This is a genomic window from Acinetobacter sp. H1(2024) (assembly GCF_046557555.1).
GTDB lineage: Bacteria > Pseudomonadota > Gammaproteobacteria > Pseudomonadales > Moraxellaceae > Acinetobacter > Acinetobacter seifertii.
Map to the genome: position 1 here is coordinate 375,282 of NZ_JBKGFO010000003.1, position 25,345 is coordinate 400,626.

The window sequence follows — 25,345 nt, forward strand, 5'->3', positions numbered from 1 at the left end:
ATTACTGCTTATAAAAAAATATGAATATTAAAATATTTCTATTTTAAAAAATATGAATACATATCATTATTTTCAATTTTCGAAACAATATTTTTATCACCCTTTCTCTTTTCAATAATATCTTTAATTAAAAAAGGTTTATTTTTATCAGGAATCAAGTAAAAAGAATATTGAATTGGAAACTTCTCATAATTAACTTTTCCAGTTGAAGTAAAATCCTCACTTACTTCTTGAAAGTCATATACTATTTGATAGGACTTATCATTTTTATTATACTTTATGGATGATAATTCTGTAAATTTCATTGAAGCATCATTTAAACTTCTTAATTTAACATTTATTGATAAAAATGATGGATTATATATTCCTAAACTTTTTTTATTAAATACATATATATCACTTTTAAATTTTTTTGAATTATTATTGGACACAGGATTTGTATAACTTTCAATTGTAAAAATAGAAATATTATTATCATTATAAATAATACTAGTACCAATTGCACCAACATCTGAAATAACAAATGGAAGCCTATACTGACTTTCCCCAAATAGAATTTTAGGTTGATAGCTTATAAAGTAATAATCCTTTCCTTTTATCTCATTATTATTATTCAAAACTGGATCTAGTAATAGTATAACTTCACCATATGGAACAGTAACGATATTTTTTTTTAAATCTATATTTTTGCTGACATCAGTATATATAAAGGAAGAATTTAAAACACGCTGATACCCTAATTTGATATTTACTGGCTGATCTTGATTAGTTTCTATATTAAACTCAGCATTAGCAGCATTAGCCCAAGCTAATATACCAATTAAAAAAAATTTAAACATACAGTTTTCTCAGTTTACAAAAATATTAGTCTTTAAATTTATATCAGTTAATTGAACATGCTAGTCTCGTCTCTTTAAGATTATTATCTGCTGTATAATTAATTGCAAAATTTAAATTTATCAAATCTTCTTTTCTAAAGATTTTAGGAACTATATTCCAAACATTTTTACCATTAGTAACGAATGTCAAATTAAATTCTGGAACTTTATTATTATTCGTATCAATTTGATATTCTATAAAAAATTCATCTTTTTTCTTACCAACAATATTATATATACGTGGCTCCTTTAATCCTTGATCACAAGCTTGATATATATAAATTTTGTCTTTTAAAACTTTAATTGTATTTTCATTACAATAACATCCTCCTGTTTCTAACTCTTTCATTATACCATTTGTATATTTAAATGGCTTTATTAGTTTTCCTTCTAAACTATCAAAGTCTAAATATAAATTTTTCAAATCTTTTATTTTAGAATAATTAAAATCACTTAGACATTTATAGTTTTCACTATTTGCTTCTTTCCCATTAAAATTACATTTTAAATTTCTATTTTTCAACCAAGAACGTTGAGTATCAACAAGATACTTAACTTCATTTTTATTATCACTGATATAGCTTTTTATATCAGAATATATACTATTCAGATCATGCTCACTATTATTATATATTGTTTTCTCATCTAACCCTTGTGCTTTATAATCAGCAGCATTTGAATAGATACTCAAACTAGAGACTAATAAAATATTAGAAAACTTAGTGAAACTATTTCTCACTATATATACCTTCAATAAAAATCAAAATTCAGACAAGTTCCTATTTTATAAAAAATTTACAACAACATCAAAAATATATTAAAGTCTCTTGTTTTACCCAACCATAATTTATATATTACACTAGTACACACTAAATAGAAATAAATATTATTGCTGCAAAATCTTAATCAAATTAGTATTATTATCGTATTTTATATTCTTAATAATCTTACATTTTCCTTTATTTTCTATCAAAAAATCAATAAACTCACCATGTGTAGGCATATTAAAATTATTATCTGCATAAGCAGCATTAATATTAAAATATACAATTATTAATAAAATTATTTTCTTAAACACAAACATACTCACAAAAATTCAATTAATTAAAGACATTTTCTTATATAATCTTTTTTATCCAAAATATTCATTGGAATATTATTTTCTTCATCATATGTAATGTCATATAATTTATTATCCTTCCTACCAATTCTTATCCAACCAAAAGTCGCACCATCATTAACTCCACTTTTACTTTTAACAAAAATTTTTATAAAATCTTTTTCAGAAAAATCAAAAATTATATCATCCTTATTAATACCATTAAAATCAAAATTCTTAGATGCTATTAACATCAGATCATTCTTACATTGCTTTTTTTGATCATAAGTAATTTTAGAAATTTCTGCATTGCATCCCGAAATTAGAAATAATGTAAATAAAAAACAACCAACTCTCACTATACAACCTCTATAAAATAAAGAAAATTACTATGATTATTTTAAAATTTTGATAAAATATTAAAATTAAATAAGCCCAAAAGTAAGTTAGGCTTATTTAATACAACTAAAAATATTTAATAAAGATCAAATAATAGCCATTATTTATCCTTAAAGAAAAAGTTTTTTCTACCATCTATAACATAATGGGAATAAAGATAATAATTCCCTTTTCTAAAGATAATTTTTCCAAATTTCTCATGGCTATTAGCATCAAATATGTATAGAACATTATTTTTTTCTTCCACCTTACATGAATAAGTTTTATCCATTTGAAAACCAAAAATAGAGAAAACACAATTTTTTGATGTTAGTGTTAAAATCACCTCCCTAGTTGCAACATTATCTCCTAAAAGTTTTTCTGAGCCATAATAATGATAGGTACCATTCCATATATCTGTATTTGCAAATGTATGGTTAGCAAATAGTAAAATTAAGAATAATATTGAATATTTCATATTATTTCCGCAGCATTTTAATTAAATCACTTCCATCATCATATTTTATATTTCCTATTTTATTGCAAGAAGATTCTTTATTAATAACAAAGTTAATAAATTCTGAGTATTGATGATATTCAACTTTAACTGTTACTAAATTATCCGTATCCTGTAATATCTTATATTTATTTGGGGTATCTTGAGAATGAATTAAAATATTAAAATCAATATTACAAACCCCATTATTTCTTCTACTACATTCTTGATCTTTTATAAGTAAATTTGTAAGGTTTTTATCAAAAAAATTACTTAGGGTTTTTCTATTTTTATTTTCAACAACCTCATCTCCATTAATAGGAAATTTATTATATAAATCCGTAATTAGAGATTTTGAAGTATTGTAACATTCAGCTTCTTTTGCGGAAACGCAACCAGATAAAAGGCTTAAACATAAAATTTCTAAAATTAAAAGTTTCATTAAAATCTCCTATTTAACAAATTACATTCTAAAGTATCTGTAATTAACATGATCGCTATAAATCCTATGACCTTTTTGTTTAAAATCAGAAATCCATTGGCTACCATCATAGCCTGCAATATGGCCATATTTATGCTTATCCGTTTTTGTGATGATATAAATATCACCTAATTGGGGCTTACTAAACTCTTCAGGTATTTCTTTATAACCTATTTTTTTGAGAGTTGGCCCCCAATCTGATGCAGGGACAGGATGTCCTGAAGTATCTGCTCCCCCTGCCTCTAATGCAATTCTTACATATTTTGCGCATTCATGTTGGCTTTCTTTTTTAGCCCTCTTTCTTAAAATTTCAGCAAATTTTTCCAAATTAATTTTCTGATTATTTTTTATCTCAGCATTATTTATGTATGCACAGGTATAATTTTTCTCTAAGTTTTGACTTTTTATTCCTTCAGTTAAGTGTTTTTTAATTTCTTGCTCGACCTCCCAAACTTTAGTAGATCCATTTTTAACTCCTTGCCTAATAATTTTTTTGCCATCCCGTTTATATTCATCCTTCTCTTTCATAAAAATAGGATTTTGATAATAGGGACTTTCTAAAAATTTTTTAGAAGTTACTTCCGCATCTTTAGGTGCAGCATAAACAATATCTTCATCCTCTAATCGATTTTCTTTGACATTTTTAGGATAATTCACCCATAAATATAATCCGGTTAGAGTCTTAATCTTTGTATGAGCCGAACTTAATTGATAAAATTTTTCTACATAATCTAATTGCTGTATTGCTGTCATTTTTGCTAAATCAGATCTTTTAACTTTTAAATCAATTGCAGCACCTTTACCAAATTGTATGAGTCCAACATAACCACCATCGGCACTATCTGTTAAATTTTTTCTTGTAAAAGTACCAACTTTGGGGCTGAATGTACCGGTAGTTTCTAAATGCATAACAGCCATTAATTGGCTTGCCATATTCACTGAATCATTAGGCCACAAATTCTTTGCTATTTTTATAACTTTTTTCCTAAACTCACAACTAACTTTAGATCCCCAAGCCAAATTATATTGTTTACAAATACATGGAGACGTTGCATTAGTAGCAACTTTCATTGGTTTTCCTGAGTCTTTTGTGTATTCATCAGTTATATCTTTTGACTCTATTCTTTTTTGAGGTTTATCTGAAGTATTTTTATTATTATTTTCATGTGAATTTACTTTCTGAGGAGAAGATGGTTTATTACTTTCATGCTTAGATTGATTTTTATCAGAATTTTTTTTAGTATTATTCGATGCATTTTTATATGGAACTTTAATAATTTGTCCAATATCTATATGATCAGGATTTTTTAATTTATTTAAATGTACAATTTCATTAATTTCACAATTAAATTGACGAGAAATTGAAGATAAACTCTCTCCTTTTTTTACTTTATGCGTTAAATATCTATAATTACCAGGTTTATTCGTTGATTTTACCAAGGTAATATTATCTAATAAAATTTTTGATGATGTTACTCTAACTATCTCCTTTTTATAAACAACAGTGTGTCTAACTTTTTCTTTCAAATCACCTGTTATAATATTTTTTAAATATACATAAAGAGTATCACCTACATCTCGACTTATCATTACTGTTAAGCCATTGCTATTCGTCATTCCGGAAGCAATAGTTGTGCCCTTTTCATTCTTAATAACATGATATAAATTAGGTATATTATTACCAGTAAATAATTCAACAAACCTAAACTGAATTAAACCTTTCTTATTCATTTTCTCTCCCCCTTAATTAGAATTATTATTTAAATTAGAATCATTATGGGTTTCATAGTCCTCAAAATCCTCAAACTCTTCTGTTTCTTTATGCCATTTATCAGCACTATATCCCACTAAAACCTTCATTTTGTCAGGGGTACTACTCTTGAATCTTTCTGTTCTTCCTAATTCATCTAAATTCCCTTGCGTAACTCTTTGATTTTCAAAAATTGCACTATATTTAACATTTTCGAAATCACTCCATTGAAACATCTTATATAAATCAATTCTATTACTATAATCAAAAGAACTAGGCATCTTAGGAACCTCATAAGAAACCTTGGCCCCACTCGTAAACAAATGCTGCCCAGCTTTACTTTCAAACTTACCGCCTGTTGTTGAAAACACGCCATTGGCATTAATTTTGAGCTGTGACCCACCTGCTGTTAATACAATTTCTTTTGGACTCGTAAGCTCGATTTTATCTTCAGTAGAAATGAGCTTAATGACCTTCTTGGCAATTGCTTCAATAGCATCATCTTGTGCTTGTAGTTCGATCTTTCCTTTTGCTGCATAAGCACGCAAACCCTTTTGCGCGGCAAACAAACTAATTTTGTCTTGTGCGTGCCCAATAATATTTTTCTGTGCACTCAAATTAATTGAGCCGCTGGCACTTTCAGCAATATCTTGCGAAGCTTGCAAAATAATATTTTCAGGTGTCGTCAAAGCAATGCCATTTGGCGATGCTAATAACATAAGCGCTTGTCTAAAGATTTTTCCTTGTTCTTGCTGTTTAGTATCGGAACTGCTTTCTAAACCTTGGGTATAACCTTCCATAAAGCCTTGTAAAGAACTCAATGCTTTAGAAGGTGATACTTCCAATTTACTGCCTTTACTAAAAGTTCCGCATACACTCATTAGGTCAAAGTCTTTAGTCTCAACATTGGCTAAGACTTTTCCGACCTCTTTAATACTCTCAAATGGATTTTTATGAATGCGATCTTTAATGCTGGCAAGTTTACCTTTAACGATATCGGCACCATGTTCTTCAACGTTTTCGATGAACGCTTTTAAGTTTTCTACTGCATCTTTGGCATCGGTAAAGAAAGCATTAAATTCATCTACAACGCCTTTTGCATTTCCACCTAGTGCACCAATGTCTTGGATAAAGCCGCCACAGTCTTTTAAAGCGTGAATAGGGTCGTTATTAATTCCTTCTTTAAATAAGTTCACCGTACTATTTAATGCCTGTCCTGTGGTTTTTAGCTCAAGCGACTGGATGAATTTGGGTAAGCGATTAATCACGTTCAAAGCATCAGTTTGTTGCTTGGCTGCAACTTCACTGAGCATTTTCATACTCTCATAGCCTTGTGAAAGTAAAGATTGTGCTTGTGCAGCCTCTAAATGGTCTGCAATCGCCTGCTCTTGTGCATAGGTACTAATCAGCATGCCTTTACCCGCACGCACAGCTCCCCAAGCGTCTGTTCTCAGCTCAAAGCCTTCACCTCGGCCTTGGCTCGTCTCTTGTTCTTTCGGATGGCTTAAATTACCCAAATTCAGCTGTGTTGCTGCATGACTACTTTGGAGTTGAGTACTAATTTGTCCGGTTGTGTCATCAAAGCGTAATTGGTTGAAGCCACTTCCATTGATTTCCTGACTGCGAATCCCACTCAGTTTTTTAGTTGCAGGAAGTTGCCCTTTTACATCGAACTTGGTGGGTGAGCGCTGTGCTTCATGGATACGCCCAGTCACAAATGGACGGTCGATATTGCCATCAAAAAAGTCAATAACAACCACTTCTCCAATACGTGGTAAGAAACGTGCGCCATAACCTTCTCCTGCCCAAGGAGTCAGTACATCCACCCAAGCCGAGTCGGTATCGTTATCATTGCTACCTGCACCACCGTCATGGCCATGATCATCACTACGGGTAAATAGAAAACGTACTTTAATGCGCCCCCACTCATCGACATGAATGGTTTCTCCTTGTGGTCCCACGACTTTGGCTCTTTGCGGGTAGGCAATTGGGCGATGCTGTTCTGGATTATATTCAGGCGCAGTTTTGATTTGACGGCGTATTAGAGTCAGCTCATTACCTTGACGTTCGATGTCATCATAACCATGTTGGTCCCAACGACTTTGGGTTAATAACTGGCTAACTTGCTGATGTAAATCTTTAGGTAAGTTATTTTGATTATAGAAGTTTTTAGCAATGATCAGGAACTCTTGATCTGCCCCTTCATGCTGATCAATTTCAGGGTGTTCACGTAGATTAAACCAATAGCCGACTTGGCTATCGCGGACACTACTATAGGCTTTAAAATATTTAGCCCGACTCGCATGCATGTCGGTGAAGTGCTGATTTAGTTTTTCTAACTGACTACTACCCGAAGCGGTTGCCTGATCTTCCCCTTTTAAATCTTGCATCCAAGCGGGGCTTACGTGCCATGCTTGCTCAAGACTTAAAGTGGCTGAGTCAAAGTTATCTGAGTGTGTATGTGTGGTAACAACCGAACCATTACCTTCTTCTTGTGCAAGGGCATCGGGTTGCCAGCGCTGCACATGTACCGCTGTTGGTTGCAAACTTCGCACTGCAACAAAGCCAGTAATACTATCTTGATATTCGGTTGCGCTACTTCTGTGATAACGAATACTACGACGCTCTAAAGCCTGATACTGGCTATTGTCATCAATGAGTCTTAGTTTTTGAGCTTGTATTGGCGCAGTAAAATGCGGAACAAAAAGCTCTGACTCATCAATGAGCCAACTAATGCCTTCACTTCGCCATAAGCGCGTAAGAAAGTCATAGTCAGACTCATTGTGCTGCATGGTGAAAGGTCGAATATCATAGTTTTGACTTAACCCATCCAAGTCTAGACTTAAACTCGCAGCAAACAGTGGACTTTTTTCTTGCCACTCTTTAAATAGAACTTCGGTAATTTCTACGATACTTTTATTCATAAAAACACGACTATTACGGCGTTTGTGCCATAAATTTGTCGCGTCTTCTATAGTCAGCTTATAAAGCGTTAAAGCGCCATCACTTTGCCCATAGCTGGCTTCAGTCACAATACCTGTTGTTCGGAACAATTGGCCCGAATCTGTGACCTGATCAACAGCGACTTGAACACCAATAAATTGCTTCAATGCAATTTGGGCATTGGTTGAAAGGCAAATCAACTCTGCCATTAGGCCACCATTCAGCTGATGTTGGCCTTCTATACGTTGTAAGAATATTTGGTTATTGAGTAGTTCATTAGAGAACTGTACATGGATAGCACGTTTCTGAGCATTTAGCCCTATTTTTTCCAAGACACTAAATATATTAAAAAGCATTTTTTTATAATCGTAAGGATATATAAACGGGTGCACTTTATAAAAAACAGAACTATCTGTCTACAAAATTATGCGCTATTTTTATCAATTTTTCTTATATTCTCACTTATTCTAAAGTGATTAAAAAAAGCCCAACTTGAGTTGGGCTTTTTTTAATCATATTAAACTTAGTTTTTAGCCGTCTTAAATACTGGATAAAAACGGAATAATTGCCATAAACAAACCAGTAATAGCAAAACAAAATACACTAATGACCAAACTGGCAAAGACTGACCTAAAAAGGTCCAATCAATAGCAGCACATTCACCTGAACCAGAAAGCACTTCTTGTAAAACAGCTTTCATCGGTAAAGCATCAATCAGGTAATTTAAACCCGGTCCACAGCTTGGTACTTGGTCTGGTGGTAAATGTTGTATCCAAACATGACGGCCTGCCACGCCTACAGACCATAAAATTGCAATGCCTGCTAAAAATGCGTAGAAGCGTTTAATCGCATTTGAAACTGGGTTATGCAAAAATGCAATGAGCGCCACAAAACCCATTGCCATTAAGCCAACACGTTGAAAAATACAGAGCGGACATGGCTCTAAACCTTTTACATGTTCCAAATATAACGCAAAAGACATGCCGACAATGCTTGCCAGTACAAGCAGTCCACTCACCAAACGGTAACTTAATCGCATGTAAAACCTCGTTTTTATCTATATTGTTCAAGATATTGATCAAAACTGATCTGACTATCTTGTTCAAGTTGTTCTTGCTGCTGTAAAGATTGTGCAGCCAATTGTTCAAAATATTGTAAAGTCTCTGCACTGATTTCATGCTTTTCATAACTTTCAGCATGCATCTGTGCCATATGACTGCCAAAGCTCCAAGTTCCACCATGCTTTAACGTGTCATCAATCACATGGGCAGATAATGTTTCATCTACTTCATCAATGCGTTCTTGCATTACGGTCAAAGCCGAGCTGTACAGAGTTGTTGCATAGGTCTGATCAAGTAATTTGGCACAAGCCTGCATGTTCGAGATATGCTGACGTGCCCAGTCCTCAATATGGTAAGACCCGTTTAAATCAGTAATGGTTGCGTTTGGCGCTCGGCCACGGTTAACCACTTCTGTCTGGTTCTTCTCAATCAAATCTTGCTCAGGACATAGCAACTCAGGGCTATCACTGAGTAAGCAATAAAGCGCCAGTGCCTCAAGGAAACCAGCCGTTGTTTCATTTACACCAATTGATGAATATGGATTTACATCTACTGCACGAAGTTCAACATAACCCACGCCTCGCTTTTGCAAGGCTTGAGATGGCGTTTCACCTGCGTGAGGTACCTGTTTTGGACGCACGAGACTGTAATATTCATTCTCGATTTGTAAAACATGGTCATTAATTTGCAACGGTTCACCAGAGGCATCATTTAACCCTAAACGGCTAAATGGCGGGTAAGGAGAATGTACTGCTTTTTGTAAACCAGCCAGATAACCAGATAGGTTGTTGTAGTGAATACCTAAACTTTTTTGTGCCGAGTTTTGGTAGCCTAAACGTCCCATACGGAGTGCTGTAGCATACGGTAAATAGTATGACCCTTTGATTAAAGGCAACAAATGATGTTGATGCCCGGTCAAAAAACAACGACAAACCGAAGGACTTGCCCCGACTAGGAACATTACCAGTGGCGTTAAACGAATAAAGTTACGAATAAGTCCAAAATAACGGTGACTACGATAATCTTGCAGACTGAGTGATTTTAATTTTTCGTCAGTTTCATGTGCCTGCAAAGCAGAAAAAAGAGAATCTGGAAAAGATAAATTATAGTGTACACCCGAAATCGTCTGCATACGGCGACCATAACGGATCCCCAAACCACGGCGATAAAGCGTTTTAAAGCGACCAATATTAGAAGTACCGTATTGAGCTAAACGAATTCGTTCTTCGTTGTCATCTAGCATACATGGCATAGACAACGGCCAGAGCTTTTCACCATTTTCTAAATGACGGTGTACAACCGCATGAATATCGGTGAGTTCATGCAAGGCATCACCAATTGTTGGCTGTGGTGAAGTAATAAACTCCATTAACGCTTCTGAATAGTCAGTCGTAATTTTTGGATGTGTTAAAGCTGAACCTAATGCCTTTGGATGTAACTCTTGTGATAAGAACCCATTACTTTGCATACGTAGGCTTTCACGTTCTATTCCACGTAACATGCCTTGTAATAGCGACGAATCCACCCAAGCAGGAATAACTGATTGAGATGGTGTAGTGGGTTGACTCATGCATTTGCTCGCTTATAAAAGATCACTATATACAAAATCGTGACATGATATGGATGTTGATATGATCACATCATTTCAGTTTGGCAATTTTTATCACAATCTTGTTATTTAAGACACGAAAGAATTGTGATTTTATTGAAGAATAATTGCTAAAGAGTTGTCAATATCATGAACGATCAAGACATTTTAAACTTCTGGTTTTCACCTGAACACCGTTCACTTTGGTTTGCAAAAAGTGATGATTTTGACAAAAAAATCCGTGATCAATTTGCAGACATTCATCGTCAGGCGACTCAAGCAGAACTTTGGTCTTGGCGAAAAACAGCAGAAGGTCGTCTTGCAGAGATTATTGTGCTAGATCAGTTTTCTCGCAACATTTATCGTGATCAACCCGAATCTTTTGCTTATGACAGCCTCGCTTTAGCTTTGTCACAAGAAGCTATTAGCTTACAACTCGATGCACAGCTTAATCCTGACCAACGCTCATTTTTGTATATGCCATTTATGCATAGTGAATCAAAATTGATCCATGAGTTTGCTTTAAAGTTATTTCAACGCCTCGGCAATGAAATTAATTTAAGCTTTGAGAAAAAGCATAAAGTGATTATTGATCGCTTTGGACGTTATCCTCATCGCAATGCCATCCTCGGACGTGTTTCGACACCAGAGGAAACCGAATTTTTATTAGAACCGAACAGCAGTTTTTAAGACTGCTCTATTTTTTAATGCTGAGTTATCCATTCTTCCATGCTCAGCTGGGAGTTCACCATGAAATATCTCTCTCTTTGTTTAGCTTTAGGCACTGCCTTAACTCTAGGTGCTTGTTCTACCATACCTAGCAAACCAAAAACTTTCGATCAACTTGGCCAGTTTTCAGCCTATCCGTTAAATGCACAAACGTTCCGAATCAGCTTCCAAGCTGACTCAAACATGAGCTATGGAACAGCTGAAGAAATTACCTTGGTGAAATCAGCACAAACGACTGTACAAAAAGGCTTCCGCTTTTTTAAAGTACAAAATGACCCAAGTAATCAAAGCCAAAAACCACCTCGTCAGGCTGTGGTTTATCCAGCTGCACCGAGTTTTTATCCGTATGGTTATGGGCGTCGTTATCCAGGTTTCTGGCATGATCCGTTCTATGATTTCCCACAAGTGGTCAATATCGACCCTGTTCAAGTGTCGTATACTATTGAATGTTATCGGGATCAAAAGCAGGCTCCGCAAGATGCTTTTGATGCAACATTAATTCTCAAATCTATCGGACAAAAATATGGCTTAAGCCCGACAGGAGAATTGCTGCCACCGCCTGAGCCGCCAGTAAAACAAAAATGAATAGGATGAACGTATGAATATGGCAGAAGAAGTACACCATGCACCCAATCTGAAGCGCAGCAAATACTTTGCGACGATGGCGCTGGTTATTGTTGTAGTGTTGTGGATTGGCTTATTGGTTGCCAATCGCTTTTTGCCAGAGTACACAAACTTAATTCATATTTTAATGTTAGGTGCGGAAGCTGGCGTAGTCGGTGGACTTGCAGACTGGTATGCCATTACCGTTCTGTTTCGAAACCCATTTGGTAAGCTTCCTATCCCTAAATTTTTGCGCGATCATACCGAAATTATTCCGCGCAATAAGGCTCGTATTGCAGAGTCAATGGGCCGATTTGTGCAGGAAAACTTCCTGTCACCTCAAGTGGTTGAACGAAGCTTAGAAAAAACCGACCTAAGCCTTGCCATTGGTCAATGGCTAGCAAGCCCACAAAACAACACACAAGTGGTACAGCTCATTCAACAAACGGTACCGAAAATTTTTGAATTTGTGAGCCAAGAGCAAATTGCCAATTTTGTGCAAAACAACAGCGTGCAATGGGTACGCAATACGCAAGTCAATAAACTTGCCAGTGAAATGTTACGTGCAGTCTTGGAAAATGATTTCCACCAAGACGTATTGCAGCGTGGTCTCGATATCGCGCATGAGTGGGTCGTACAAAACCCTGATAAAACTCGTGAATTGACCCGAAAAATGTTTAAAGCGCTGGGAGTCTGGTCACTGGCAAAGGGTGCAAGCTGGATTGGTATTGATGTTCAGCAGCGCACCATCGACTCATTGATTGAAAAAGTAGAATCAATGCTAGCTGACCCTGAACACCCATGGCGGCAAGAAATTGAAACTGTTGCTCACTCTCTCATGCTTGAGCTGGCAAAACCAGATAGTGTTGCGAGCCAACGTCTAAATAGCGGTAAAGATGCACTGTTAGATAGTCCTCAAGTCCTGAACTTCATTAGCGGTGCTGTCACAATTTTATGTGATGCCATTAAAGAAGATTTAATGAAAGAAGACTCTGGCATTGCAATGAACCTACGTGCAGCAATCCAGCAACTCGGTGAAAACCTTGTTCAAAATACCAAAGTACGTGAAGTTCTCAACAAAGAAATGACAGGGCTTGCACTGACTTTTACCGATCAATATAGCCATAAAATCATACGCTATGTGAGTGAACGCATTCATGAATGGGACTCACGTGAAATGATTGGAAAAATTGAAAATGAAGTCGGTGGCGACTTACACATGATTCGCGTAAACGGCGTTGTAGTTGGCGCATTTATCGGTTTAACTCTAGGTGTAATCCGCGCAGCAATTGAATCGATTTTATAACCCTAATCATTTCTTTAAGAGAACAACATGCTACAGCTTCAGTCAAAATTGCCCGCACAAGGGGTCACTATTTTTAGTACCATGACGGCAATGGCACAGCGTTTGGGTGCACTTAACCTTTCACAAGGTTTCCCTGACTTTCCTGCACCTCCTGCTTTGCTCGAAGCCCTCTCACAGGCAACTTTGGCTGGACACAATCAATACCCACCAGGTGATGGCATTCTCGCTCTGCGTGAACAGCTTGCTTTACAGTTTCAACAGCGCGACCAACTTCAACTTGATCCTGTCACACAAATCACGATTACACCTGGCGCGACCATCGCTATTTTCTGTGCCATACAGGCATGTATTAATGCAGGTGATGAAGTCATTATTTTTGACCCGAGTTATGACAGCTACAGCCCTTCTGTTCAGCTAGCAGGTGGCAAAGCTGTTCGTATTGCCCTGCAAGCACCTGACTTTAAGGTTGACTGGCAGCAAGTTAAAGATTTGATTAATGACAAAACCCGTATGATTGTGGTGAACACGCCCCACAATCCAACTGGCACCATATGGGAAAAACAGGACTGGTTAGAGCTTATTGAACTGATTCGAGATAAAAATATTGTGGTTTTATCTGATGAAGTGTATGAACACTTAGTTTTTGACGGTCAGCAACACTTTAGTGCGTTGCATTTTCCAGAGCTTAGAGAACGTAGTTTTGTGATTGGTTCTTTTGGGAAAACCTTTCATGTGACAGGTTGGAAAACAGGTTACTGTGTGGCTTCACCCGAATTAATGCGTTTATTCCGTCAGATTTACCAATATGCGAATTTCTGTGGCACGACACCTTGTCAGATTGCCCTAGCGCAATATATGCAACAGCATCCGGAATATATTCGGGAACTTTCACAGTTTTATCAAACTAAGCGGGATCGATTTAATCAGGCAATTCACAATAGCCGTTTTTTACTTAAGCCATCTCAAGGCACTTATTTCCAAAACCTTGACTACAGCCAGATTAGACCCGATTTAAACGATGTTGAAATGTGCCAGTTTCTTGCCGAGCAACATAAAATTGTGGCTATTCCAGTTTCGGTGTTTTACCAACAAGCGCCTGAGTCTTTACGCCTCATTCGTTTCTGCTTTGCTAAAAATGATGAAACATTGCAAAAAGCAGGAGAAATCTTGAATGAATGTTAATAAATTTAGAAACTTAGCATAGCAAAACACTACAAGAAATTTCCTCTAAATATGCTAAGTTGAATATCTGCCCCGCTCATCAAAGAGATGGGCGATGGAGAATACATGCCACCAAGACAGTCTTTAATTCATCAGCAAAATCTATGGAAAACATTTTTTGTTTTCTTATTACCACTCATTGCAACCAATATTTTGCAGAACTTGTCTGGCACCATTAACACCATTTTTGTTGGCCAAATGATGGGGGTCGATGCAATTGCCGCAGTTTCTGTATATTTCCCCATTTTGTTTTTACTGCTGGCTTTTATTATCGGAATTTCAACTGGTACGACTATTTTAGTCGGGCAAGCATGGGGTGCGCAGGATATAGAAAAAGTTCAAAGTGTCGTAGGGTCTACTCTGTTTATGACCATTATTGGCGGTATCATTACTGCAATTATTGGTGTGTTTTTTGCCCACGATATTTTAGAACTTTTAGGCACCGACCCAAAGGTCATGCATCTCTCATTGCCTTATGTGCAGTGGATGTTGGCAGGTAGTCCACTTCTCTTTGTCTATATTATCTATACCTCAATTTTACGCGGTGTAGGTGACAGTACGACACCTTTACTGGCTCTTGCTTTAACTAGTGTAATTGGCGTAATTATTACCCCTATATTGCTTAAGGGTTATTTTGGTTTTCCTGCTCTCGGTATTATTGCACCGGCTATAGCGTCTATTATTAGTTATATTGCGATTCTAATTTTTCTGGCAATTTACCTAAACAAGAAAAAGCATCCGCTTCGACCGAACCGCCAACTTTTGCAGCATATTCGTCATAACCCAGACTTAAGCAAAATCATTTTGCGCCTAGGTGTGCCAACTGGTATTCAAATGATTACCACCTCTATGGCAGGACTCGTGATTGTAGGTTTAGTCAACCGTTTTGGCGCTCATGCGACAGCTGCATATGGTGCTGTGAACCAAGTACTCAACTATATTCAGTTTCCTGCTTTATCAATCTCAATTGCAGCTTCAATTTTTGCAGCACAAGCCATTGGTGCAGGTAAATCAGACCTACTTGCACGTGTTACCCGCACGGCTCTAGGTATGAACTTTTTATTTACAGGTACCCTAATCGCACTGGGCTATCTATTTTCAAAATATTTAATGGCTTTATTCATTACCGACCCAACTGTGGTGGTGTTAGGGCAGCAACTTTTATTTATTGTACTTTGGGCAATTTTGTTCTTTGGTGCAGGTGCCATTTTTGCATCCATAATGCGTGCCAGTGGTACCGTAACAGCCCCAATGCTATTAAACATATCGGCTATTTTATTTATTGAAATTCCATGTGCTTACTGGTTTAGCTCAATGTGGGGACTTAAAGGGATTTGGTTTGCTTATGCCTTGGCATTTGTCAGCCTCTGTATTGTTCAAGGCTTGTATTATCAGTTTATTTGGAAGAAAAAGAAGATCAAAGTTCTTATTTAGAATGCATTAAGCCTTATAAAAAAAGCCATCAAATGATGGCTTTTTTTACATTAAAAGTTATTTCATTAATTTGGTCACAATGGTTGAAGCACGTTGGTACCCTGTCGGGAATAAACGTTGGAATGCATCCAGAATTTTTGCATCACTACCAATGAGTAAACGACGCTTATTTTTCAAAACTGCATCCAAAATTTGACGAGCCGCTTCTTCTGGTGGGGTACGCAATAACTTGTCAAAATTTTGAATCGATTTTGTCGGATCCATACCCAAGGTGTTCAAGCTATCGCTCATTTTTGCAGCTTTAGCAATATTGGTACGGATACCACCCGGATGTACGCACAACGAGCTTACGCCACATTTTTCAATATCTAGCTCTTGGCGTAATGACTCGGTAAAACCACGCACCGCAAATTTAGTGGCATTATAGCCAGACTGAGTAGGTTGAGCAGTTAAACCAAATAAGCTAGAAATATTAATAATATGACCATCTTGAGTTTGCTTAATAAACGGTAAAAATTCTTTAGTACCGTAAACCACACCCCAGAAGTTAATTCCAACGATCCACTCTAAATCTTCGTAGGTCGCACCTTCGACAGTTGAACCTAAGGCAACCCCAGCATTGTTAAAAATGAGATTAACAGAGCCATGATCTTGCACGGTTTCCTGTGCCCACTGTTTTACCGCTTCACGGTCAGAAACATCCAGCTTTTTAGTTGTTACGCTAATGTTGCTGTAGGGTTTTAATAGCTCAACAGTTTTCTCTAAGCCCTTTTCATTAATATCACTCAAAGAAAGATGGCAGCCTTGTTTTGCCAAGAGAATTGCTAGTTGTTGCCCAATGCCAGAACCTGCGCCCGTAATTGCAGCGACTTTGTTTTTAAAATTTTTCATTGTCCATCCTTTGTTTTTCGATTTGCACAATCGGTTCATTGCATGTGCACTTTAGACTCTTTTAATATAATTTTGACAATATTCATTGTCAATATAGTACACTGTAATTTCAGATAGATTGGCACAATTCTGCTGACGGCTTTATCATAGGCCCATATTTGCCGAAAAACCGATAAATCAGGAAACCATTTTTTATGGCGACAAACGACTCAACCAGTAAAAAGAAAACAAAAACTGTGAGTAAAGAACGTCAGTTCAAAGGGTTATCTCTTACTGAGCGTAAAGAGGCACGCCGCGAAAAACTGATTGAAGCAGGTATTGCAACTTATGGAACTCTCGGCTTTTTTTCAGTGACGGTAAAAGATGTTTGCCAAGAAGCAAAACTCACCGAGCGCTATTTTTATGAATCTTTTAAAAAGAGTGAGGATTTATTCCAAACTATCTTTTTAAAAATGATTGAAGAGTTACAACAAAACTTAATGCAAGCTGTGATTAAAGCTGCGCCAGATCCAGAAAAAATGGTCGATGCTGGCTTAAGAGCACTGCTGACAACCTTAAAAGACGACCCAAGATTAGCTCGTATCATCTATGTTGATGCAGTTCTTGTTCAAGAATTACATAATCAGGCCACCATTCAGGAAACACTTGCTCAGTTTGATCGTATGATTCAAGCTTTCGTTATGCTGACCATGCCGCAAATTCAACATCATGAAAATGAGCTATCTTTAATCGCAACTGGCTTAAACGGATACGTGACACAAATTGCGATTCGCTGGGTGATGGGAGGCTTTGAGCAGTCTCTGGAGCAAGTTTTGACAGCTTGCCGTATTGTTTTCTTATCTTTATTGGCACAAGTTTCAAAATAATATTAAAGTTTTTTGACACGACTTTGACCTAAGAAACCTATAGGAAAGCAAACTGGTAACACCTTGAATGATTTTAAGAAAATTTATGTTTTCCTGTCATCATTCGGTCATGTGCTTGCCGTATTTTTGTCACAAATTATTGCTAAATTCGATTTTATAGACTTTTCTGCAATGAAATTGTCATAATTAATCTTTGTAATAAGCCTGTCATAACTACAAAACGGTTCACCGTTAAAATCTACAAGGTATTACGCTGTGAAAGATGACTACATTTTAATTGTCGATGATGAGCTTCCTATTCGTGAAATGATCCATACTTCTTTGGACATGGCAGGCTTTCAATGTTTACAGGCTGAAGATGCTAAACAGGCTCATCAAATTATCGTCGACCAACGTCCGGCGCTTATCTTGCTCGATTGGATGTTACCTGGAGGGGTGAGTGGTGTCGACTTATGCCGCCGCTTAAAACGCGATGAAAACTTAGCAGAAATTCCAGTCATTATGCTCACCGCTCGCGGAGAAGAAGACCACAAAGTACAAGGTCTAGATGCTGGTGCAGACGACTATATGACTAAGCCATTTTCAACACGTGAACTGGTTTCTCGTATTAAAGCAGTTCTACGTCGTGCAAATGCATTAAGCGGTGAAAAAACAATTGATGCCAATGGTTTAATTCTTGATCCTGTAAGCCAGCGTGTAAGCTTTGGCAACAGCATTTTAGATATGGGACCAACTGAATATCGCTTGCTTGCATTTTTTATGACCCATCCAGAGCGTGCATATACACGTGCACAGTTGCTCGATCAGGTATGGGGCGGTAATGTATACATCGAAGATCGTACCATCGATGTACATATTCGTCGTTTACGTAAAGTCCTAGAACCTTTTGGTGTTGACCGATTTGTTCAGACAGTACGTGGTACAGGTTATCGTTTCTCAACACGTGCAGATTTAGCCGCAGGTTAACCAAAATTTATGTATGAACCCTACCCCGTCCCTGAACAGGTACGTGAACAAAAACTTTCTCGTTACAGTAGTTTATGGACGTTTGCTAAACAAGATTTACGGCTTTTATTATTTTTCCTGATTATTGCGGGTTTAGTCGGTTTAGGGGTTGGGTATTTCTGGAGCTGTATTTTTATCGCCTTCGTGGTGTTTTTTGCACTCCAGTTACGTTCTTTATATTTGGTCAATGATTGGATTGCCAATAATCCTTACGATGTTCCTCCCAACTTAAGTGGAATTTGGGGGGCATTATTGTTTAATGTGTATCGTGCTCAGCGTCAGGAACGAATTGTTCAGGCCGAAATGGTTGGGCTGATTGACCGCGCTCAATCCTCTTTAGTTGCGCTTGCTGAAGCCGTTGTACTCATTGATGATCAACATCAAATTGAATGGTGGAATCCTGCCGCAGAGCGTTTATTGGGTATTAGCCCACTCGACCGTGGTCGCAACTTATTAACGATTTTGCGCCAGCCTACTTTTATTGAATATTTTAACAATATTGATCAGGCACCTGACGGCATTAAGCTACATTCCAACTTTGATGATGATCGTTATGTGCAAGTCAAACTCACACGGTTTGGTGGTGAAAGCCGCTTACTTGTCGCTTATGACGTGACTCGTATGCATAACCTTGAGCAAATGCGTAAAGACTTCGTCGACAATATTTCGCATGAACTACGTACGCCGTTAACTGTACTCAGTGGCTACATCGAAACATTTACCGATCAAGAAGATATTAGTCCACGCTGGAAACGTGCATTTGACCAAATGCAATCGCAAACCAAACGTATGAATGCGTTAGTGAATGATTTATTGCTGTTATCGAATTTAGAAAACAACAAAAAAATTGCAAAAAATCAGATTATTGAAATGCCGAGCTTAATGAATCAACTGTTTGATGATGCCCAGGCTTACAATGCCGATTATGGACACACGCTCAATTTACATATTGATAGCCACTGTGACCTCATTGGTTCCGACATGGAAATTGCCAGTGCATTTAGTAACTTAATTACCAATGCCATTAAGTACACACCAAAAGGTGGAACGATTACCATTGGTTGGCACGACGATGGTGAACATGCTTACTTTAGCGTACAAGATACAGGCATTGGGATTAACCCAAAACATTTGCCGCGGCTGACTGAGCGCTTTTACCGTGTAGACAGCGACCGTAGTCGTCAAACAGGTGGAACGGGTTTAGGTTTGGCGATTGTAAAACACGTGCTGATGCAACACGGCGCTTATTTAGACGTGCAATCTAAAGAAAATGAAGGGTCAACATTTACCGCAGTTTTTCCAAAAGAAAGACTATATAACATGACCTAAAATTACCCCTCATATATAAAAAGCCGACTCATAGAAAGTCGGCTTTTTTGTGAAAATCACACTCTGTCTATTTAGAAGTCGAGCAATACGACTTACTTTGGTTTTTCTGTATAACGTTTAAGAAGTTGGTAGCGAAAGTATTACTTTGACGCAGTGCATCTCGATGATCTCCGCCATCAATCGTTTGATAAATGGTTGGTTTTTTTAATTTACATAACTGTTGGTAATAAGCATATGTTCCTCTCGGGTCAACTAAATGGTCTTTAGAACCCTGCACGATCATTAACGGTACAGTCGGCACCATATTTTCAATGGACTGCTGTTTTAGATAAGCCAAAAGAGGTTTTAAGTCTGCATCAGCTTTAAATATGCTCGAAGGAGATTTCTTCAAATCAGATTGAAGTTCAGATAAACAGCGGCTACGTCCTTGAGTCAGCACAGCGTTCATTTCAGGACTGACTAAGTTTTCAGGAACAATGCTTGGTTCAGCTGCTTGTGCGCCTAATAATACAATCGGGAAAAAAGCAGCCACACTAGGTTCTGGGTTCGGATTAGTTTTCACATATTCTGCAATACCTTCATATTGATAACCGCCTGGCGCAAGCGCAATCGCTCCTTTTAAATCCAGTTCAGGCGCATCTTTTTGGCCATAAGCAGATACTGCAATTGCCGCAGCCCCACCTTGGCTATGTCCCATGACTAACCACTGTTTATTGAAATCTTTTGGCTTCAACACATGTAATGCTCGTACGGCATCGACCACCGTATGCAGTTGGCTTTTTGCATTCATATAAGGATGCCCACCCGGTGTACCTAAACCCTGATAATCAGGTGCAACAACTGCATAGCCACGTGCAAGCCAACCATCTAAAGCTTTAGAAGCAACTTCTTGATATGAATGAACTGGGCCACCTACATAGTCACCCGAAGGTGCGCAGGTGTCAGCAACTCCTGTCGTACCATGTGCCCAAGCAAGTATAGGCCAGCCATTTTTAGGCGGTGTTCCTTTCGGTAGTAAAATAAATGCTGAGGTAACGATAGGTTCACCGTTCACACCTCGACTACGATAATTTATTAACAAACGCTGATCGGCGTGAGGAAATAAATTCGTTACATCTTGCTGTGCTATAGACAGTATTGAACCTGGTTTATCGTTCACAATTTGCTTGTTCAAATCTGTAATTGACGCAGCCATAGCAGAGCCAGACACTAAACAAGCACTACTAAATAAAATTTTAAAAAACGAATTACTTTTTTTAATCAAGGGATTACTCCTCTACTTTCTAATCAATTCAAGTTGAACTTATAAAAAATATGCCCCTATTGCATATAACGAACCCAACAAGAGGCAAATGAAAGAACTTATATACCAAAATAGATCACTATTCCCACTAAATCTAGCCTTTAACCACGGAAATGCCAAACCACGCAAAATAAATATAATCGCAATGAGAGAAATAATAATTTTTTCAAACGGCAAACTGATAAAGCCACTTGCTGCACAAAAAGCATAAAAAGAAAAAATACAAAGAATAAAACCAACCGAAATTGCCATAAAATTCGGATACCAATCACCTCTTTCAACCATCTGGACAATACTTTTTCCAGCCCCTAAAAACCGAAAACCATTTGCTCCCCAGAACACACAAATAAAATGAAGTAATGCAGCGCAGAATGTTAATACCGCAGCAAGATATAGTGAGACGTTCGGAAGTAAGTTCATTAGATTTTATAGTAATAAATATATGTGAGACTTATTATACTCAACTATAAAATATATAAAACTTATTAATAGTTAAAATGAGATTTAGCTTGATATTTAAAATATTAAATACCAAGCACAGATCATATAATTATTTGCTCTCAAACTCTTTAAAATCAGCTTTTCTGATTTTTGCGTGAATACCTTTAGTTTTATCTACAACTTGTGAAACTTCAAAATCTGTTGCAGCACTTAAATACGCATATGCCGTCGCTTCATCAATACCATATTCTTGGTTTAAGAAACGGATGGCTTCACGTGTAGATTTCCTCATCGCCTCATCTAAATCTTCATCAAGGCCTGGTGTAATCCAAAACTCAGCATTTTCAGCTAAAGGTTGTTTTAGCTCCTTGCCCGGTATTTTGTCTTTACCAGCTTTAAGCAAGGTAAATTTTAGTGTTGCACGTGCTGAAGCTTCGAGTGCAGTTAATGCGACTTCACCATCCCCTTGCGCGAAATGGCTATCACCCGTATAGAATAATGCGCCTTTGACCTGAACAGGATAATAGGCTGTTGAACCTGCACCTAGTTCATTAATATCAATATTTCCGCCATACATTGCAGGTGGTACAGAGTGAACAGGCTCAGACGTATTGGCTGCTACCCCCATAATTCCCATAAAAGGATACAGCGGGAAACGTATTGATTTACCCGATTCTGTTTTTAATACACCTTCGTACTCACCTTTAGCATTTTTTTCAATTGGGGTGAAAATCGATACATTTCCATAGCGTTCAGGATGCTCAGCCGATGCATTTTCTTGCTTTGCTTTCTTAGGAAACTCACCGACTAAAGCACCTTTACCATGTCGATTTGAAATAACACCGTAAGGTACACGCGGCTCAACTTTAAGTACTTCAACTTTTAAAATATCGCCAGGCTGTGCGCCTTCAATTGCGACAGGACCTGTCACAATATGTGGACCATCTTTATGAAAATCATGCTTTAAATTTGACTGGGTAATTGTTTTTGCTTCTTCCAATATTTCATTAGATTTTACACCTTTCGATTTAAAGAACTTTTCAGCATTACGCCCTTGGTCTTCAAGCAAACCTTCATGAGAAACCGTATCAAACGTTACAACACTACCCGACGGAACAGTAAGCACAGGTTTAGCATCTCGATTTGGTAAATATCCCCATGTAATCGTATTTAAAGTAGAAGGAACATAATAATTACCTTTATATTCTCCAGTTTGAATTTGAGTAGGCTGTTTTGAAATTTGGTTTAAAACTTTAAAATCATCTGCATGAGTGAGTGAAATGCAAAGTACAGATAAAACCGAAGCTGTCAGCTGTTTAACATTTAGCATGATTTCAGAACCTAAATATATGAAAGTTAGAGTAAAGTCCTGAATAGTTAGCAAACATTATGCCAAAGCTAATTTTTTATAATATGTAAAAGGAACTTAATGTTTATAAAAAAATAAATAATTTTTTAGATTTAAATACTTATCTTCAAATAAAATTAAAAGTACGACTTAAGTCTAAATCAAATATCTATTTTCATTTCTATTTACGAACGTTAAATATTCTTGATCATTTCTATCATACATAAATATGTCTAGTGCATATAATGTCCTAATTTAGACCACTAATAACATTATTTCAAAATAATATAAACAAGAACATAATAATATATTATATTTTTACATCATTTAAATTTAAAAACCCTGAATAACTTTATTCAGGGTTCATATTTTATATAAGTTATATAGCTTATATAGCTTATATAGCTTATTAAACTGTATGACCTATACGTTCGCCCATCACAACAACAGACTCAGCTTTAAAACGCTTTTCCCACTCGACCTTATCTTTTTCAAATAAGATAACAGCCGTAGAACCTAAATAAAAACGGCCAAGCTCAGCACCTTTTTCTAGCTTTAACTGATGATGTTGTAATTCGATACGACCTGAAGGCTTTACCTTGCCTGTTGCTACAGTTTCAATACCAGCAACAATCATAGCGCCGACTAAAACAACAGCCATACGTCCAAGTTCAGTATCAAACAAACACACCATGCGTTCATTACGGGCAAATAATCCCGGTACATTTTCAGCAGTCACCTGATTTACTGAAAATAGCTCACCCGGTACGTACAACGTTTCAGTTAATGTACCTGCAAATGGCATATGAACACGGTGATAGTCGCGTGGTGAGAGGTAAACTGTTGCAAACTCACCTTCTTGGAAAGGTTGAGCAAGTTGTGGGTCGCCAATGAGTTTCTCTACAGAGAAGCTTTGGCCTTTTGCCTGAAAAACTTCGCCAGCAGTAATTTTACCAATTTGTGAAATAGCGCCATCTGCTGGTGAAACAATGCTATCTGCATTTTCGTCGACCAAACGTACGCCATCTTTTAAAGCGCGGGTAAAAAAGTCATTAAAAGATTTATATTTCAGTGCATTGCCTTGTTCAGCAATCGATAAATCAATCCCATACTTAGTTTTAAATGCTTGAATAACAGCAGTTTTTATAACTGGATTTTCACTCGCAGCAACTTTACCCACTACACGGCTCAATTGATGTTGAGGAACAAGATTTTGTGCCTTAATAAATAATTCTTTTTTTAATCGAGATGTGAAACTCACGACGGTGATTCTCCAGTAATAATAGGACTATCGAGGCGATTGCCCCATTCACTCCACGCACCATCATAGGCTTTTGCTTCCCAACCCAAAAGTCTAGCCAAAATGTAGGCCAGACCGGAACGGTGATGTGACTGGCAGTACACGACTACAGGTTGCTGTAAATCGAACCCAAGTTGTTCAAGGCGCTGCCGCGTGCGTTCAAGCGGATGCAATTTTAGATGATTTTGACGATTAAGTGCAGTACTCCACTCAAAATGAAGGGCATTTGGAATGTGACCACCGCGTCGCGCTGCTAAGCGGATACCACTATATTCATCAATTGTTCTACAGTCCCATAACTGAATACTTTCTTGCTCGACTTGCTTTCTTAGTTCCTCATAGTTCACTCGGTACTGAGCAGCATGCGATAAATCAATTTGAATTAAATCGGCAACAGGAGAAACTTTTTCAACTTCTGCCGTTGTGGGTAAGCCTGCTCCTAACCATGCATGAATACCACCATTAATTAAACTGGTACGCGTAAATCCTAAGCAATGTAAATTCCAGATTAAACGCCCAGCCCATGCCCCGCCTTCATCGTCATAGACCACAACGTGATGATTTGGTGAAATATTCAATTTTTCAATCAACGCTTGTAAGCCAGATTCATCAGGCAAGATGCCAGTGGCTTCTTCATGTTGAGCCACCAACCATTTAGGCTGTAAATGAATTGCATGTGGAATATGAAGTTGCTCATAAACAGATGCACGGCTCAAATCCACAATACGGATATATTCATTGCCTAAATAAGGCACTAGCTCTTCGGCTTCTATGAGTAAATCAAGTTTAAAATCAGGAGGGGTCATCGTCATGGTTACTTTTTATACCAGCTTAATTTCATCTTAACATAAGCTTATATCTATCAAACTCTGATTTTCTGCTACCGTTTAGCAAA

The 25,345-nt window shown here is 37.1% G+C and carries 23 protein-coding genes; 8 read left to right on the plus strand and 15 right to left on the minus strand.

All coding sequences use genetic code 11. The features are described 5' to 3' along the window. Window positions 1–38 precede the first annotated feature (38 nt). The 9 genes from ACLCEG_RS11370 to gshA form a co-directional block, all read right to left on the minus strand. Window positions 39–839: a hypothetical protein gene (locus tag ACLCEG_RS11370; RefSeq protein ID WP_410567567.1), complete on the minus strand. Its 801-nt coding sequence runs from the start codon at window positions 837–839 to the stop codon at window positions 39–41. A gap of 43 nt (window positions 840–882) precedes the next feature. Next, complete coding sequence (locus tag ACLCEG_RS11375; RefSeq protein WP_410567569.1) at window positions 883–1,617, minus strand: lysozyme inhibitor LprI family protein; 735 nt, start codon at window positions 1,615–1,617, stop codon at window positions 883–885. Window positions 1,618–1,982: 365 nt separating this feature from the next. Then, the gene (locus ACLCEG_RS11380) at window positions 1,983–2,336 is read right to left on the minus strand and encodes a hypothetical protein (RefSeq protein ID WP_410567571.1); all 354 of its coding nucleotides are present in this window, start codon (window positions 2,334–2,336) and stop codon (window positions 1,983–1,985) included. A 140-nt stretch (window positions 2,337–2,476) separates the two neighbouring features. Then, window positions 2,477–2,833: a hypothetical protein gene (locus ACLCEG_RS11385; protein ID WP_410567573.1), complete on the minus strand. Its 357-nt coding sequence runs from the start codon at window positions 2,831–2,833 to the stop codon at window positions 2,477–2,479. Window position 2,834: 1 nt separating this feature from the next. Beyond that, window positions 2,835–3,293, minus strand: coding sequence for a hypothetical protein (locus tag ACLCEG_RS11390; protein ID WP_410567575.1), 459 nt, complete (start codon window positions 3,291–3,293; stop codon window positions 2,835–2,837). Window positions 3,294–3,314: 21 nt separating this feature from the next. Further along, window positions 3,315–5,063 (minus strand): LysM peptidoglycan-binding domain-containing protein, encoded by a 1,749-nt coding sequence (locus tag ACLCEG_RS11395; protein ID WP_410567577.1) that lies wholly within the window; start codon window positions 5,061–5,063, stop codon window positions 3,315–3,317. 12 nt (window positions 5,064–5,075) lie between these two features. Further along, the gene (locus ACLCEG_RS11400; protein WP_410567579.1) at window positions 5,076–8,381 is read right to left on the minus strand and encodes a type VI secretion system Vgr family protein; all 3,306 of its coding nucleotides are present in this window, start codon (window positions 8,379–8,381) and stop codon (window positions 5,076–5,078) included. 167 nt (window positions 8,382–8,548) lie between these two features. Further along, window positions 8,549–9,064, minus strand: coding sequence for a disulfide bond formation protein B (locus ACLCEG_RS11405; RefSeq protein WP_004704854.1), 516 nt, complete (start codon window positions 9,062–9,064; stop codon window positions 8,549–8,551). A 14-nt stretch (window positions 9,065–9,078) separates the two neighbouring features. Beyond that, window positions 9,079–10,656: a glutamate--cysteine ligase gene (gene gshA, locus ACLCEG_RS11410; RefSeq protein ID WP_346790791.1), complete on the minus strand. Its 1,578-nt coding sequence runs from the start codon at window positions 10,654–10,656 to the stop codon at window positions 9,079–9,081. Between the two features lie 168 nt (window positions 10,657–10,824). Here gshA and ACLCEG_RS11415 point away from each other — a divergent pair, with 168 nt between their 5' ends. From ACLCEG_RS11415 to ACLCEG_RS11435, 5 genes are all read left to right on the plus strand, one after another. After that, window positions 10,825–11,364 carry a DUF924 family protein gene (locus tag ACLCEG_RS11415; protein WP_004704852.1) on the plus strand — a complete coding sequence of 180 codons (540 nt, stop codon included), beginning with the start codon at window positions 10,825–10,827 and terminating at the stop codon, window positions 11,362–11,364. A 60-nt stretch (window positions 11,365–11,424) separates the two neighbouring features. Continuing rightward, window positions 11,425–11,988 (plus strand): CC0125/CC1285 family lipoprotein, encoded by a 564-nt coding sequence (locus ACLCEG_RS11420; RefSeq protein ID WP_004704850.1) that lies wholly within the window; start codon window positions 11,425–11,427, stop codon window positions 11,986–11,988. A gap of 13 nt (window positions 11,989–12,001) precedes the next feature. Continuing rightward, window positions 12,002–13,312: a DUF445 domain-containing protein gene (locus ACLCEG_RS11425; protein ID WP_019458561.1), complete on the plus strand. Its 1,311-nt coding sequence runs from the start codon at window positions 12,002–12,004 to the stop codon at window positions 13,310–13,312. Window positions 13,313–13,339: 27 nt separating this feature from the next. After that, window positions 13,340–14,494 (plus strand): pyridoxal phosphate-dependent aminotransferase, encoded by a 1,155-nt coding sequence (locus ACLCEG_RS11430; RefSeq protein WP_410567582.1) that lies wholly within the window; start codon window positions 13,340–13,342, stop codon window positions 14,492–14,494. A gap of 105 nt (window positions 14,495–14,599) precedes the next feature. Then, complete coding sequence (locus ACLCEG_RS11435) at window positions 14,600–15,967, plus strand: MATE family efflux transporter (protein WP_223861079.1); 1,368 nt, start codon at window positions 14,600–14,602, stop codon at window positions 15,965–15,967. 57 nt (window positions 15,968–16,024) lie between these two features. On the opposite strand, the gene ACLCEG_RS11440 is transcribed toward ACLCEG_RS11435, so the two are convergent. Then, window positions 16,025–16,858, minus strand: a complete 834-nt coding sequence (locus tag ACLCEG_RS11440; RefSeq protein ID WP_004704843.1) for an SDR family NAD(P)-dependent oxidoreductase — start codon at window positions 16,856–16,858, stop codon at window positions 16,025–16,027. 194 nt (window positions 16,859–17,052) lie between these two features. Here ACLCEG_RS11440 and ACLCEG_RS11445 point away from each other — a divergent pair, with 194 nt between their 5' ends. From ACLCEG_RS11445 to phoR, 3 genes are all read left to right on the plus strand, one after another. Further along, the gene (locus tag ACLCEG_RS11445; protein WP_004704841.1) at window positions 17,053–17,724 is read left to right on the plus strand and encodes a TetR/AcrR family transcriptional regulator; all 672 of its coding nucleotides are present in this window, start codon (window positions 17,053–17,055) and stop codon (window positions 17,722–17,724) included. A 255-nt stretch (window positions 17,725–17,979) separates the two neighbouring features. Continuing rightward, window positions 17,980–18,690, plus strand: coding sequence for a phosphate regulon transcriptional regulator PhoB (gene phoB, locus ACLCEG_RS11450; RefSeq protein ID WP_000650776.1), 711 nt, complete (start codon window positions 17,980–17,982; stop codon window positions 18,688–18,690). A gap of 9 nt (window positions 18,691–18,699) precedes the next feature. Then, window positions 18,700–20,058, plus strand: coding sequence for a phosphate regulon sensor histidine kinase PhoR (gene phoR, locus ACLCEG_RS11455; RefSeq protein WP_049066296.1), 1,359 nt, complete (start codon window positions 18,700–18,702; stop codon window positions 20,056–20,058). Window positions 20,059–20,125: 67 nt separating this feature from the next. Here phoR and ACLCEG_RS11460 read toward each other — a convergent pair whose 3' ends face one another. From ACLCEG_RS11460 to ACLCEG_RS11480, 5 genes are all read right to left on the minus strand, one after another. Continuing rightward, the gene (locus ACLCEG_RS11460; RefSeq protein WP_410567584.1) at window positions 20,126–21,322 is read right to left on the minus strand and encodes an alpha/beta fold hydrolase; all 1,197 of its coding nucleotides are present in this window, start codon (window positions 21,320–21,322) and stop codon (window positions 20,126–20,128) included. Between the two features lie 39 nt (window positions 21,323–21,361). Beyond that, complete coding sequence (locus ACLCEG_RS11465; RefSeq protein WP_049066294.1) at window positions 21,362–21,781, minus strand: hypothetical protein; 420 nt, start codon at window positions 21,779–21,781, stop codon at window positions 21,362–21,364. 130 nt (window positions 21,782–21,911) lie between these two features. After that, entirely contained in the window at window positions 21,912–23,132 is a 1,221-nt protein-coding gene (locus tag ACLCEG_RS11470; protein WP_019458567.1) for an acetamidase/formamidase family protein, read from the minus strand. Between the two features lie 427 nt (window positions 23,133–23,559). Next, window positions 23,560–24,411: an archaetidylserine decarboxylase gene (gene asd / locus ACLCEG_RS11475; protein ID WP_410567587.1), complete on the minus strand. Its 852-nt coding sequence runs from the start codon at window positions 24,409–24,411 to the stop codon at window positions 23,560–23,562. Next, window positions 24,408–25,256: a sulfurtransferase gene (locus ACLCEG_RS11480; protein ID WP_049065132.1), complete on the minus strand. Its 849-nt coding sequence runs from the start codon at window positions 25,254–25,256 to the stop codon at window positions 24,408–24,410. The genes asd and ACLCEG_RS11480 overlap by 4 nt, the downstream gene beginning before the upstream one ends. Between the last annotated feature and the right edge of the window lie 89 nt (window positions 25,257–25,345).

Coding starts and splice junctions, on each gene's coding strand:
- ACLCEG_RS11385 (WP_410567573.1), bottom strand. CDS start 2,833: ATGAAATATTCAATATTATTCTTAATTTTACTATTTGCTAACCATACA.
- ACLCEG_RS11405 (WP_004704854.1), bottom strand. CDS start 9,064: ATGCGATTAAGTTACCGTTTGGTGAGTGGACTGCTTGTACTGGCAAGC.
- ACLCEG_RS11445 (WP_004704841.1), top strand. CDS start 17,053: ATGGCGACAAACGACTCAACCAGTAAAAAGAAAACAAAAACTGTGAGT.
- ACLCEG_RS11415 (WP_004704852.1), top strand. CDS start 10,825: ATGAACGATCAAGACATTTTAAACTTCTGGTTTTCACCTGAACACCGT.
- phoR (WP_049066296.1), top strand. CDS start 18,700: ATGTATGAACCCTACCCCGTCCCTGAACAGGTACGTGAACAAAAACTT.
- ACLCEG_RS11435 (WP_223861079.1), top strand. CDS start 14,600: ATGCCACCAAGACAGTCTTTAATTCATCAGCAAAATCTATGGAAAACA.
- ACLCEG_RS11470 (WP_019458567.1), bottom strand. CDS start 23,132: ATGCTAAATGTTAAACAGCTGACAGCTTCGGTTTTATCTGTACTTTGC.
- gshA (WP_346790791.1), bottom strand. CDS start 10,656: ATGAGTCAACCCACTACACCATCTCAATCAGTTATTCCTGCTTGGGTG.
- ACLCEG_RS11440 (WP_004704843.1), bottom strand. CDS start 16,858: ATGAAAAATTTTAAAAACAAAGTCGCTGCAATTACGGGCGCAGGTTCT.
- ACLCEG_RS11370 (WP_410567567.1), bottom strand. CDS start 839: ATGTTTAAATTTTTTTTAATTGGTATATTAGCTTGGGCTAATGCTGCT.
- ACLCEG_RS11400 (WP_410567579.1), bottom strand. CDS start 8,381: ATGCTTTTTAATATATTTAGTGTCTTGGAAAAAATAGGGCTAAATGCT.
- ACLCEG_RS11390 (WP_410567575.1), bottom strand. CDS start 3,293: ATGAAACTTTTAATTTTAGAAATTTTATGTTTAAGCCTTTTATCTGGT.
- ACLCEG_RS11395 (WP_410567577.1), bottom strand. CDS start 5,063: ATGAATAAGAAAGGTTTAATTCAGTTTAGGTTTGTTGAATTATTTACT.
- ACLCEG_RS11465 (WP_049066294.1), bottom strand. CDS start 21,781: ATGAACTTACTTCCGAACGTCTCACTATATCTTGCTGCGGTATTAACA.
- ACLCEG_RS11430 (WP_410567582.1), top strand. CDS start 13,340: ATGCTACAGCTTCAGTCAAAATTGCCCGCACAAGGGGTCACTATTTTT.
- ACLCEG_RS11480 (WP_049065132.1), bottom strand. CDS start 25,256: ATGACCCCTCCTGATTTTAAACTTGATTTACTCATAGAAGCCGAAGAG.
- ACLCEG_RS11420 (WP_004704850.1), top strand. CDS start 11,425: ATGAAATATCTCTCTCTTTGTTTAGCTTTAGGCACTGCCTTAACTCTA.
- ACLCEG_RS11425 (WP_019458561.1), top strand. CDS start 12,002: ATGAATATGGCAGAAGAAGTACACCATGCACCCAATCTGAAGCGCAGC.